Source organism: Mesorhizobium sp. CAU 1741 (assembly GCF_039839275.1).
Taxonomy (GTDB): Bacteria; Pseudomonadota; Alphaproteobacteria; order Rhizobiales; family Rhizobiaceae; genus Aerobium.
Genome location: NZ_JBDOQP010000005.1, coordinates 356,260 through 368,512, shown reverse-complemented (window position 1 = coordinate 368,512; position 12,253 = coordinate 356,260). Strand labels below are relative to the sequence as shown.

The window sequence follows — 12,253 nt, the reverse complement described above, 5'->3', positions numbered from 1 at the left end:
GCGAATAGTTCGGATGAACTGAGCGCGGACTGGATCGGGGATGGGCATGTATGATTTCTGCATCGTCGGCGGCGGCATCGTCGGGCTGGCGACGGCAATGGCGGTGCTGGAGACGCGGCCGGGTGCGCGGCTGGTGCTGGTCGAGAAGGAAGACGCGCTCGGCAGCCACCAGACCGGCCACAACAGCGGCGTCATCCATGCCGGCGTCTATTACGCGCCGGGCAGTCTCAAGGCGACTTTGTGCCGCGAGGGCGAGGTAGCGACCAAGCGCTTCTGCACTGAGCACGGCATTCCTTTTGCCGTTCCCGGCAAGCTGATCGTCGCCACCGACCGGATGGAGCTCGACCGCCTCGGCGCGCTGGAAACCAATGCGCGCAAGAACGGCATCGCGCTGCGGCGGGTCGACGGCGGCGAACTGCGCGAACTGGAACCGGGCATCGTCGGGCTCGGCGCACTGCTGGTCGAGGCGTCCGGCATCGTCGACTATGGCGCGGTCGCGCGTGCCATGGGCGCGGTGATCGCAAAGCAGGGCGGGCAGATCGTGCGCAGCGCCCGGGTTGATCGGATCGAGGAGCGCGGCGACCATGTGCGCGTCGTCGCCGGCGGGCAGGCATGGGAGGCAAGGCACGCCATCGCCTGCGCCGGGCTGCAGGCCGACCGGCTGGCCGCCGCCTCCGGCGTCGACATCGATTTCCGCATCGTGCCGTTTCGTGGCGAATATTACGCCGTGCGGCCGGAAAAGCGCGCACTGGTCAGGCGCATGATCTATCCGGTGCCCGATCCCGCGCTGCCGTTCCTCGGCATCCACCTGACGCCGATGATCGACGGCAGCCTGACCGTCGGACCCAATGCCGTGCTTGCGCTGGCGCGCGAGGGTTACGAGAAGCTGGCGCTCGACATCGCAGACGTCGCCAGCTTCGCACGCTTTCCAGGGTTCTGGCGTCTGATCGGCCGCAATTTGCGCTCCGGCCTTGGCGAGATGAAGGATTCGGCTTTCAAGGCGAGCTATCTCGAAAAATGCCATAAATACTGCCCGTCGCTCGAACTCGACGACCTTTTGCCATACCGGGCCGGCATCCGCGCCCAGGCTGTGATGCGCGACGGCACGATGGTGCACGACTTCCTGTTCCGCAAATCCGGCAACGTCCTGCATGTCTGCAACGCGCCATCGCCCGCCGCCACCTCGGCGATCCCCATCGGCCGGATGATCGCCGGCAAGTTCGACTGAGAGGATGGCGCCTCAGGAAGGGGCCGGCTCGAAGGCGAACCGGGTTTCCTGGCGATAGGTCTCGCCGGGGCGCAGGATGACGTCGCCGAGCGCGGGAATGTTGACGGCATCGTTGAACCGCGTGGCTTCCAGGCACAGGCCGGACGACGGAAGATGCGGGCGACCGTCGAGCCCCGGCACGGGAGCGGCCGCGGCAAAGCCGTTATAGACATGCAGGCCGGGTTCGGTCGTGCGCACATGCATGCGCAGATCTCGCCGGCTTCCCAGAAGCGTCGCGACGTGGGCCGGGGTTGCCAGCGGACGCGGTGCAACGACGAAACTGGCGTCGATGCGCTCATCCGCGACGAGCAGGCGCGGCGAACGGCAGTCTAGCGCGCTGCCGGCGACAGGCAGCAGGCGCCCGGTCGGCAGGCCTTCGGCGTCGAACTCCAGATAATTCTCGGCCTCGATCTGCAGGCTGTGGCCGGCGATCTGTCCCTCGCCATCGAGATTGAAGTAGCTGTGATGCAGGATGTTGACCGGCGTCGGCGCCGAGGTCGTTGCCGCCAGTTCGACGCCGAGGCCCCATCGGTGGAGCTCGTAGCGACAGCGCAAGACGAGATTGCCGGGATAGCCCTCGTCGCCATCCGGAGAGTGGATTTCGAGCGTCGTGGAAGACGGCGTCACCTCCAGGAAGGTCCAGTTGCGTCGTCCGAGACCGTTGAAGCCGCCATGCAGGTGATGGCGGCCGTCGAGGTTACGGCTGAGCGGGAAGGATTGCCCGTCGATCACCAGCCGGCCGTCGCGGGTGCGCCCGCCATAGCGCCCGACATTGGCGCCCTGGTTGCGGGAATGGTCGAGATAATGCGCCAGACGCTCGAAGCCGAGCACCAGCGGGCGGGGGCCTTCGGGCAGCGCCATGCGAAGGTCGCGCAGCACCGCGCCCCAGCCGATGATCTTCGCCGTGAACGGCCCGCTCCGCAGCACCGCTTCGTAGACCGGGGTTCCTTCCGGCATGGTTCCGAAGAGCGTGAGGTTCATCCGATATTGCCGCCCGGGTCGGGTTTCGCTAGTGCTTGTTTGTCAATCGAAAGGACAAATTTATCATGCGCACGGTGATGGCCTTCGGCGACAGCCTGACCTGGGGCACCAATCCGGATGGCGGCGGCAGGCACGCCTATGAGCACCGCTGGCCGAGCGTGCTGGAAGCCGGCCTGGGGCAGGGCCACCGCGTCGTCCCGGAGGGGCTGGGCGGACGAACCACCGTGTTCGACGACCACGCCGCAGCTTTCGAGCGCAATGGCGCCAAGGCCCTGCCGATGCTGCTGGCGACGCATTCGCCGCTCGATCTCGTCGTCATCATGCTCGGCGCCAACGACCTGAAGGCGCAGATCTGCCCCACCGCGCATGGCGCCGTCGCCGGCATGGCGCGGCTGGTCGAGATCGTGCGCAGCTTCCCCTACGCCTGGGGCATGCGGGCGCCGGCCGTGTTCATCGTCTCGCCACCGCATTTCACGCCCTGCTTCGGCGGAGAGGGGCCGGCCTCTGGCCGCAGCGTGGCGGAATCGCACAAATTGGCGGAGGGTTATCGCGCCCTGGCGCTGGCCGGCGGCTGCGGCTTCTTCGATGCGGCGAGCGTAGCCACGGCGCATGGTTCGGACGGCGTGCATCTCGATGCCGCCAACACCAGCGCCATCGGTGCCGCGCTGGTCGAGCCGGTTCGCGCCTTCCTGGGCTGACACGGCTACTGGCCGAGAAAGACGCGCCGCCGCGCGCTTTCGATATGCGCCCGCATTGCCTGGCGCGCCTGTTCGGGCTCGCCGGCCGCGATCGCATCGTAGATGCGCTTGTGCTCGGTATGAAGCATGTCGCGGCGGTGGTCTTCCGACCAGTGCGACAGCACGCGAGCAATGCGGGTGCCGACGTGCAGCGCCTGGGTAATCGCCTCGATCGTCTGGGCGTAGTAGCTGTTTTCGGTGGCGCGGGCGACGGCGACATGGAAGGCGATGTCGTGGTCGGCGGTGGGCAGCGCCTGCTCCTCGCCGGAAGGAAGCAGCTTTTCCAGTGCCTCGGCGATGTCCGCGATGCGCGCTTCCGACCGGCACTCGGCGGCCATGAAGGCGGCTTCGCCCTCGACGCCGACACGAAATTCGTAGCAGCGCTGCAAGTCGGCGATGCTGCCGGGCTCCGCGAATTCCATCACCGACCGGCTCGGCGCGCTGACCACCCGCGTGCCGGCGCCCTGGCGGCTTTCCACAACGCCGTCGATGCGCAGCCGCATCAGCGCCTCGCGCAGCACCGGCCGCGAGACGCCAAAGCGCTCGGCAAGTTCCACCTCGGTGGGCATCTTTTCGCCGACCTTCCAGTAGCCGTGGCTGATCGCCTGATAGATCTGCTCGTAGACCTGGTCGCTGAGCGTGCCGGCCGCCTTGCGCGTCGTTTCCGGTTCTGCCGCCATGTGCCGTTCTCCTCCCTCGTTTCAGCCGAGCCGCATGCGTGGCTCTGGCAGGCCGCGCCGGCCCGTTGACACCGCAAGCAGCGCGCCGGCGCAGTCGCTGTCGTCGCCGTTGCCAAGCGACGTCAGGTACAGCGTCGAAAGATCCGGCCCACCGAAGCAGGGCTTGGTCGGCTTCTTCAGCGGCAGGCCGATAACGGTGTCGACGACGCCATCGCGCGCGATGCGCAGGAGCTCGCCGCCATCGATGCCCGCGCTCCAGTATCCGCCATCGGCATCAATGCAGGCTCCGTCGGGTCGACCGGGGCGCGATATAGTGTCGAAGAACAGGCGGCGGTTGGATATGCCGCCGCCCTGGTCGAGGTCGAACGCCCAGATGCGGCGCACCGACGCCCAGGAATCCGACAGGTAAAGCGTGCGGTTGTCGGGGCTGACGGCAAGGCCGTTGGGCACGTGCAGCCCGTCGAGCAGGTGATGGGCGCTGCCGTCAGGGTCGATGCGGTAGAGATTGCCGCGCGGCGTGCCGTCAGGCTTCTGGGCCATCGTGCCGACGAACCACCGCCCGTCGCGCGCCATGGCGGCGTCGTTGGGACGGTTGCATGGCAAATGCGCCTCGGGGCGGGAAAGCAGGGTGCGGGCGCCGGACGCGGGATCGAACAGGAAGATGCCGTCGACCAGCCCGACAAGCAGCGCATCGCCCGTCGTCAGCCCCACGCAGCCGACCGGCTGGCCCATGTCGAAGCTCCGGTTCGTCCGCGACAGCGGATCGAAGGCGTGCAGCGTGCCGGCGGGAATGTCGACCCACCACAACACCCCGCGCCGCTCGCACCAGACGGGCGACTCGCCGACCGCGGCGCCCGCGCGAAGAACGACCTCGACGCTCACGCCAGTCTCCTTGCGCGATTGAAGATTGACAAATCAGGTGCCATATTGATTACAAATTGACAATTCGAAGCGAGGCGGCGATGCAGGACCCACGCAACGGACCGGGCGACCAGGAGGCCGAGCTGCCGGTAAAGCCGCTGCGCAAGCGCCGGCTGGCCGACGAGATCTACGCCCAGATATTGCTGCAGCTTTCGACCGGCCGCTACAAGGTGGGCGAGCGCCTGCCGACCGAGCACGAGATGGCGACCATGTTCGACGTGTCGCGGCCGGTGGTGCGCGAGGCGCTGCAATATCTGCAGAATGACGGGCTGATCGACGCCAGGCGCGGTTCCGGCACCTTCGTGCTGCGGCTTCCACCGCGCGAGATGGCGCGCTACAGCGACGATGCGCGGGTGGCGCAGTACATGCGTGCCTACGAGGTGCGGCAATGCCTGGAGACCGAGGCCGCGCGTCTGGCCGCCCAGCGCATCAACCGCGCCAGCCTGCGCCGGCTGAACAACGCGCTCGACGCGATGATCGACACAATGCGCACCGGCGTCGGCGTCCAGGAGGCCGACTTCCAGTTTCACCTGGAGATTGCGCGCGCGTCGGAAAACGACCTGTTCGAAAAGCACCTGATGGTGCTCAAGCCCGACATGATGGGCATGATGAACATCGCCGCCGACCTGACGCGTGCCGGCACGGAGCGCCGCAAGACCACGGTGATCCAGGAGCACCAGAACATCCTCGAGGCGATCAGCCTTGGCGACGGCGAACTGGCGAAGCTGTTCATGCACTACCATCTGGTCAGCGTCCGCTATCGCGTGATCGACCAGGGGGCCATGTGATGCCGGGCAGCGGGTCGGTCGCGGTCGAGCCGCCCTGCCAGCGACATTCGAACAGATCAAGCGCGCCGGAGACGAAATCCTCCGGCCTGTCGGCCGGCGCGTAGCCAAGCCGGAACGCATTGGAATTGTCCCAGTAGCCGTCCGGGATGTCGGACAGGCCGTAGACGATCTCGAAGCGGTAGTCCGCGGTCAGCCCGACCTCGACCATGCGCACCATGTCGGCGAAGGACTGGTAGGTCTTCAGGTGCCTGACGGCGGTGACGGCGGGAAAGCTGCTGCCGATGCGCATGCAATAGCTGCGCAATGGCGTCTTGTGAGCGTAGAGCCGGCCCAATTCCTCGCCGAACGCCTTGGTCAGGCCGTAGCGGCTGTCGGGCAGGGGCGGGGCGGTGTGGTCGATCCTCTCGTCCACCGGGTACATGCCGACCGCATGGTTGGAACTGGCGAACAGGATGCGGTCGACGCCATGCGCCACCGCGGCGTCCCACAGATGGGCGCTGGCGGCGATGTTCGCCGGAATGAGATTGTCCCACTCGTTTTCTGTCGGAATGCCGGCGAAATGGATGACGGCGTCCATGCCCTCGACGGATGCGAACGCGACCTCGCGCTCGGCGAGAGAGGCTTGGACGGTCTCGATGCCCGGTCCCGCAATGCCGATCGGCGCGATGTCGAGCAGGCGCAGCCGGTCGATGCGTCCGCCTTGAAGCGCGCCGGCGAGATATTGCGTCACCTCGCGGCCAAGCTGGCCGGCGGCGCCGGTGACCAGGATCGCGCGCGGCAGCGCGGCTATGTCGGACATGCCGATCTCCTCCGGAATGCTCCTGGCCCGCATACCGGCATGACGGGGAGGCGAGCCGCATGAATGGCTAGCGAATGTAATTGATATTTACAAGTCATATGTGAATTGCCCTACTGCATAGTCGAGTTCGCCGAAATGGGTCCTCTCTGTGAGCAAAGATATAAAATAAATTGACAACTAATTTGGCCTGCCTATGATGCCGCTCCGAGCCGGGAGGAGTCTCCGGCACGTTTCACAAGACCTGAATGGAGGAATCATGAACATCGTTCAGCGGCTTGGCCGCATCGCCGCCGTGGCTGCTGTGAGCGCAGTCGCCTTCAGCTACACCGCCGAAGCACGCGAGCTGCGCGGCTGGAACCTGCACGTGCCGGATTACCCGGGTTCGATCGCGATGGAGAAGTTCGGCGAACTGCTCGCAGAGCGCACAGAGGGCCGCTACACCGGCTCCGTCTTCCACAACGGCCAGCTCGGCGACCAGCGCTTCGCCATCGAGCAGTTCGCGCTTGACGGCATCGACTTCGCCGTCTTCAGCGGCGGCAGCCTCGGCGACTTCGCCAATGAGGTGAACATCGTCAGCATGCCGTACGTCTTCCGTTCGGCCGAGCACATGTATGCGGTCGTCGACGGCGAGATCGGCGAGCGCCTGTCCGCCGCGCTCGAGCCCCACAACATGGTGGCCCTGGCCTGGTATACGGGCGGATCGCGCTCGTTCTACACGGTCGGCAAGCCGATCAACACGCCAGCGGACCTCGAAGGCCTCAAGATCCGCGTCCCGGACGCCGAGATCTTCGTCTCGACGGTCGAGGCACTGGGCGCCAACGCGACGCCGCTCGCTTTCGGCGAAGTCTACACCGCGCTGCAGACCGGCGTGATCGACGGCGCAGAAAACAATGCGCCGTCATTCGAATCGACGCGTCACTATGAGGTGGCGAAGTTCTACAGCCTCGACGAACACCTGATGGTTCCCGAGGCGCTGGTCATCTCCAAGTCGCTGTGGGACAGCCTGTCGCCGGAAGACCAGACGATCTTCCGCGACGCGGCGCGCGAGTCGGCTGAACTGCAGCGCAAGCTGTGGGCGGAGCGCGAGGAGAAGTCCAACGCCATCCTCGCCGAGGCGGGCGTCACGGTGAACACTATCGAAGACAAGCAGCCCTTCATCGACGCGATGGCGCCGGCCTACGAAAAGCTGGTGAACACCGACGCGCTGCGCGAGCTTCTCGCCCAGATCCAGGAGGTCGAGTAATCAGACCAGCGGCCCGGCGCAACAAGCGCCGGGCCGTCGCCTGCCCGCATCCTTCCGGAGCATCGTGATGTCCATCCTTCGTGCCGTCACCCGCGTCCTCGACGCGGCCGTCTGGGTCATCTATGCGCTGTCGGCGCTGATGATGGCATTGCTGGTGATCTTCGCCGGCTGGCAGGTCTGGGGACGCTACGTCCTCAACAGCTCGCCGACCTGGACCGAGCAGGCCGCACTGCTCCTGATCCTCTACATCTCGCTGCCGCTCGCCGCCGTCGGCATCAGGCAGAAGTTCCACCTCGCGGTCGAGATGTTTCCCGACATATTGTCGCCGCGCTGGCGCTACTGGCAGGAGGTCCTCGTCCTCCTGGGGCTCGGCTTCTATGGCTGGGTGATGGCCGACGCCGGCATCGAGCTGATGACGCGCACCGCCGCGCAGACGATCCCGCTGATCGGCTGGAGCCGCGCCTACACCTACCTGCCGCTCGCCATCTCGGGCGTGTTGACGGTGATCTTCGTGGCCGAAAAGGTCGCCTGGGCGATCGCCGAACCGAAGCGGGCTTCCGAGCCGCAATCCGCTCCATTCTCGCTCTGATCCCGAGGATCCACCATGGGACTGACCATTCTCTTCGTGCTGTTCTTCGCCCTGATGGGCTTCGGCATGCCCATCGCCTATGCGCTCGGCCTCGCCTCGCTGATCACCTTCTTCTATGAAGGCATCTCGCCGGCCATCGCCTTCCAGCGCGTCATCGGGGGCCTGAGCATCTATTCGCTGCTGGCCGTGCCGTTCTTCATCTTCGCCGGCGAACTGATGCTGCGCGGCGGCATCGGCATGAAGCTCGTCAATCTGTGCCTCGCCCTCGTCGGGCGCGTGCGCGGCGGGCTCGGCCAGGTCAACGTCATCGCCAGCATGGTCTTTGGCGGCATCTCCGGCTCGGCTGTCGCCGACACCTCGGCGCTTGGCTCGATGCTGATACCGGTGATGAAGAAGGCCGGCTATGACACCGACTATGCCGTCAACGTCACCGTCACCTCGTCGCTTGCCGGCATCGTCATTCCCCCCAGCCACAACATGGTGCTCTACGCGCTGGCGGCCGGTGGTGCCGCCTCGATCTCCAACTTGTTCATCGCAGGCGTCGTTCCCGGCGTGCTGATGTGCCTGTCGCTGTGCGTTGCCGCCTATGTCGTGGCGGTGAAGCGCGGCTATCGCTCGGAGCCGTTCCCGGGCGTTCGCACTACGGTATTTTATGCCGCGCAGGCGCTTCCGGGGATGTTCACCGGCGTCATCATCGTCGGCGGCGTCCTGTCGGGCATCTTCACGGTCACCGAGAGTTCGGCGATCGGCGTGATCTATGCGCTGGCTGTGATCGCGCTTCTCTATCGGACGCTGACCATGCGCATGCTGGTCGATTCGCTGGTTTCCACCGTGCGCACCACGGCAATGGTGATGATCCTCGTCGCCACGGCCGCCTCCTTCGCCTACCTGCTGTCGATCTACCGCATGCCGGAACTGGTGATGGCGACGCTGAGCGGCGTCACCGACAACCCGATCGTCATCCTGCTCCTCATCAACATCGCCTTCCTGGTCCTCGGCTGCTTCATGGACATGGCGGCGCTGATCCTGATCTGCACGCCGATCTTCCTGCCGGTCGCCGTGCAGGCAGGCATGGACCCGGTTCAGTTCGGCATCCTGATGATGATGAACCTCGGCCTCGGCCTGACGACACCGCCTGTCGGGGCGTGCCTGTTCCTTGGCTGCACCATTGGCGGAATACGCATGGAACAGACGGTCAGGACGATCTGGCCGTTCTATCTCGCGATCTTCGTCGTCCTCATGCTTGTCACCTACGTGCCCGCCGTTTCCCTCTGGCTGCCTAGCCTGCTGCTCGCCGGCTGAAGAGTTCCCATCCCATGAAAATCTCCCGTATCACGCTTACGCCCATCCAGACGCACCGCCGCACCGGCTCGATCTCGTCGCACCTGATCCTGCAGATGCATACCGACGAGGGTATCACCGGGCTGGGTGAAATCTCGGATCTCGATTGTTACCGCATGTATATGCCCGACGTGGAAGCGGTGCGCGTCGGCATCGAGAAGATCGTGCTCGGCCGCGACCCGTTCGCGATCCAGGCCATGCACAACGAGATGGAGAAGTACCTCCACAACTACTTCGCCTCCGCGCCGAGCTATCCGCCCTTCACGCCCGCCTCGCAGATCGCGGCGGGCATCGACATGGCCTGCTTCGACATCGTCGGCCGCGCACTCGACACGCCGGTCTACAACCTGCTCGGCGGCAAGTGCCGCGACGCGATGGAAATCTGCTATCCGCTGTTTCAGGTGAAGGCGGAAGCCGACTACGAGCGCAACCTCGGCTATATCGAGGAGCTGACGGCGCAGGGCATCACCCGCTTCCGCTATTATGTCGGCGTCGACTTCGCCAAGGACGAGAAGTTTCTCGGCGCGGTGCGCGACCGCTTCGGCGACAATGTCATCCTCAAGGCGCTCGACTTCCAGGCTCGCCACTACTGGAAGGACTCGCTGCGTGCCTATGAACGCCTCAAGCAGTTCGGCTTCGAACTCATCGAGAGCCCGAGCTGGCGCGAAGACTTCGAGGGCATGGCGGAAATCCGCAGGCGCGTCGAGGTCGATGTCGCCGAACACTGCTCGTCGGCGGCTCAGGCCATGCAGCTCCTGCGCGCCGGCGCCGTCGACATCTTCAACATCACCGTCAATTCCGGCGGCCTGCTGCAGGTCAAGAAGCTGATGGCGCTGGCGGAGATCGCCGGCATAAGGGTGCTGATCGGCACGACGCAGGAACTCAGCATCGGCAGCGCCGCCCACGTGCATCTGGGCGCTTCGGTGCCGGAACTGCATTCGGCCTCCGATACGGTCGGGCCGCTGCTCTATGTCGAGGACGTGGTGAAGGAGCGCGTGCGCTTCGAGGGCAACCGCCTGGTGGTGCCGGATGGTCCCGGCCTCGGCGTCGAACTCGACGAGGATGCGCTGGAAAACCTGCGCGCGCCACTGGTCGAATGGGACCGCGCCGCACACGGAGCCGGCTATGTCTCCGACTGACGGAAAGAAGCGCGCGCGCCGCACGCCTGAAGAGTTGCGCAGCGCCCGCTGGTTCGGGCCCGACGATTTGCGCTCGTTCGGCCACCGTTCGCGCATGATGCAGATGGGGCTCGACCCCGCCGACTGGGAAGGCAAGCCGATAATCGGCATTCTCAACACCTGGTCGGAGTTCAATCCGTGCCACACACATTTCCGCGAGCGCGCCGAGCATGTGAAGCGCGGCGTCGCCCAGGCTGGCGGGCTGGGGCTGGAAATCCCCACCATCTCCATCGACGAGAGCTTCACCAAGCCAACCTCGATGCTCTACCGCAACATGATCGCGATGGAGACCGAGGAGACCATCCGTTCGCATCCGATCGATGGCGTGGTGCTGATGGGCGGCTGCGACAAGTCCACGCCCGGCCTCGTCATGGGCGCGCTGAGCGCCGGCGTTCCCTTCATCTTCCTGCCGGCCGGCCCGATGCTGCGCGGCCACCACGCCGGCAAGGTGCTGGGCTCGGGCTCCGACGCCTGGAAATACTGGGACGAGCGCCGCGCCGGCAACATCACCGACGCCGAATGGGGCGGGCTTGAAGGCGGCATCGCGCGCTCCTACGGCCATTGCATGACCATGGGCACGGCCTCGACCATGACGGCGATCGCCGAGGCGATGGGGCTGTGCCTTCCCGGCGCCTCGTCGATTCCCGCCGCCGATGCCGGCCACCAGCGCATGAGCACGCAGGTCGGGCGGCGCATCGTCGACATGGTCTGGGACGATCTCGCGCCGGAAGAAATCGTCACCGAAGCCGCTATCCGCAACGCGGTGACCGTCGCCATGGCGATGGGCTGTTCCACCAACGCCGTCGTCCACCTGCTGGCGATGGCGCGGCGCGCCGGCGTCGAGCTGACGCTCGACCACCTCGACGCTTTGGGCCGCACCACGCCGGTGATCGCCAATGTCCGGCCATCCGGCACGACCTACCTGATGGAGGACTTCTTCTATGCCGGCGGCATTCGCGGGCTGATGAAGCAGCTCGGCGACAAGCTCGACACCTCGGTGACGACCTGCACCGGCCTGACGCTGGCCGAGACGCTCGAAGGCGCGGAGGTTTACAATGACGACGTCATCCGCCCGCTCGACAATGCGATCTATCAGGAAGGCTCGCTTGCCGTGCTGCGGGGCAATCTCTGCCCGGACGGGGCGGTGATCAAGCCTGCGGCGTGCGATCCGAAATTCCACCAGCACGAAGGTCCGGCGCTGGTCTTCGACAGCTACGAAGAGATGAAGAAGGCGGTGGACGACGAAAACCTCGACGTCACGCCTGACCATGTGCTGGTACTGCGCAATGCCGGGCCGCATGGCGGACCTGGCTTTCCCGAATGGGGCATGCTGCCGATCCCAAAGGCGCTGATTAAAAAGGGGCATCGCGACATGCTGCGCATGTCCGACGCGCGCATGTCTGGCACCTCTTATGGCGCCTGCATCCTTCATGTGGCGCCCGAAGCCTTTATCGGCGGACCGCTAGCGCTCCTGAAGACCGGCGACACGATCCGCCTCGACCTCGCCAACCGCCGGCTCGACATGCTGGTCGACGAGGCCGAGCTGGAGGCGCGCCGCGCCGCCTGGGTCCAGCCGGCACCGCGCTATCAGCGCGGCTGGGGCTACATGTTCCAAAGCCATGTGATGCAGGCCAATGAGGGCTGCGACTTCGACTATCTCACGCGCGGGCACGGGCCGGCCGCCGGCGAACCCGCGATCAACTGAGACGATTCCCGACTGGAGACAAAC

Annotated in this window: 12 protein-coding genes; 8 read left to right on the top strand and 4 right to left on the bottom strand. The window is 65.8% G+C overall.

Features of this window, described 5'->3' with window-relative positions; translation table 11 throughout:
* Positions 1 to 46 precede the first annotated feature (46 nt).
* Positions 47 to 1,228, top strand: a complete 1,182-nt coding sequence (gene lhgO / locus AAFN84_RS20720; protein ID WP_347516592.1) for an L-2-hydroxyglutarate oxidase — start codon at positions 47 to 49, stop codon at positions 1,226 to 1,228.
* A gap of 12 nt (positions 1,229 to 1,240) precedes the next feature.
* Here lhgO and AAFN84_RS20715 read toward each other — a convergent pair whose 3' ends face one another.
* Positions 1,241 to 2,248 carry an aldose epimerase family protein gene (locus tag AAFN84_RS20715; RefSeq protein ID WP_347516591.1) on the bottom strand — a complete coding sequence of 336 codons (1,008 nt, stop codon included), beginning with the start codon at positions 2,246 to 2,248 and terminating at the stop codon, positions 1,241 to 1,243.
* 65 nt (positions 2,249 to 2,313) lie between these two features.
* Here AAFN84_RS20715 and AAFN84_RS20710 point away from each other — a divergent pair, with 65 nt between their 5' ends.
* Positions 2,314 to 2,946, top strand: coding sequence for an SGNH/GDSL hydrolase family protein (locus AAFN84_RS20710; protein ID WP_347516590.1), 633 nt, complete (start codon positions 2,314 to 2,316; stop codon positions 2,944 to 2,946).
* 5 nt (positions 2,947 to 2,951) lie between these two features.
* Here AAFN84_RS20710 and AAFN84_RS20705 read toward each other — a convergent pair whose 3' ends face one another.
* Together AAFN84_RS20705 and AAFN84_RS20700 are read right to left on the bottom strand one after the other, a co-directional pair.
* Positions 2,952 to 3,665, bottom strand: a complete 714-nt coding sequence (locus AAFN84_RS20705) for a FadR/GntR family transcriptional regulator (protein WP_347516589.1) — start codon at positions 3,663 to 3,665, stop codon at positions 2,952 to 2,954.
* Positions 3,666 to 3,686: 21 nt separating this feature from the next.
* The gene (locus tag AAFN84_RS20700) at positions 3,687 to 4,547 is read right to left on the bottom strand and encodes an SMP-30/gluconolactonase/LRE family protein (RefSeq protein WP_347516588.1); all 861 of its coding nucleotides are present in this window, start codon (positions 4,545 to 4,547) and stop codon (positions 3,687 to 3,689) included.
* An 80-nt stretch (positions 4,548 to 4,627) separates the two neighbouring features.
* Here AAFN84_RS20700 and AAFN84_RS20695 point away from each other — a divergent pair, with 80 nt between their 5' ends.
* The gene (locus AAFN84_RS20695; protein WP_347516587.1) at positions 4,628 to 5,374 is read left to right on the top strand and encodes a FadR/GntR family transcriptional regulator; all 747 of its coding nucleotides are present in this window, start codon (positions 4,628 to 4,630) and stop codon (positions 5,372 to 5,374) included.
* Here the strand turns inward: AAFN84_RS20695 and AAFN84_RS20690 are convergent.
* On the bottom strand, positions 5,334 to 6,173 hold the full coding sequence (locus tag AAFN84_RS20690; protein ID WP_347516586.1) for an NAD(P)-dependent oxidoreductase: 840 nt from the start codon (positions 6,171 to 6,173) through the stop codon (positions 5,334 to 5,336). The genes AAFN84_RS20695 and AAFN84_RS20690 overlap by 41 nt on opposite strands.
* Before the next feature lie 256 nt (positions 6,174 to 6,429).
* Here AAFN84_RS20690 and AAFN84_RS20685 point away from each other — a divergent pair, with 256 nt between their 5' ends.
* The 5 genes from AAFN84_RS20685 (at position 6,430) to araD (ending at position 12,229) form a co-directional block, all read left to right on the top strand.
* A complete protein-coding gene (locus AAFN84_RS20685; protein ID WP_347516585.1) occupies positions 6,430 to 7,416 on the top strand; it encodes a TRAP transporter substrate-binding protein in 987 nt (328 codons plus the stop codon).
* A gap of 67 nt (positions 7,417 to 7,483) precedes the next feature.
* A complete protein-coding gene (locus AAFN84_RS20680) occupies positions 7,484 to 8,005 on the top strand; it encodes a TRAP transporter small permease (RefSeq protein WP_347516584.1) in 522 nt (173 codons plus the stop codon).
* 15 nt (positions 8,006 to 8,020) lie between these two features.
* Entirely contained in the window at positions 8,021 to 9,307 is a 1,287-nt protein-coding gene (locus tag AAFN84_RS20675) for a TRAP transporter large permease (RefSeq protein ID WP_347516583.1), read from the top strand.
* Positions 9,308 to 9,321: 14 nt separating this feature from the next.
* The gene (locus AAFN84_RS20670; RefSeq protein WP_347516582.1) at positions 9,322 to 10,485 is read left to right on the top strand and encodes an enolase C-terminal domain-like protein; all 1,164 of its coding nucleotides are present in this window, start codon (positions 9,322 to 9,324) and stop codon (positions 10,483 to 10,485) included.
* Positions 10,472 to 12,229, top strand: a complete 1,758-nt coding sequence (araD, locus tag AAFN84_RS20665) for an L-arabinonate dehydratase (RefSeq protein ID WP_347516581.1) — start codon at positions 10,472 to 10,474, stop codon at positions 12,227 to 12,229. The genes AAFN84_RS20670 and araD overlap by 14 nt, the downstream gene beginning before the upstream one ends.
* Positions 12,230 to 12,253: the final 24 nt, after the last annotated feature.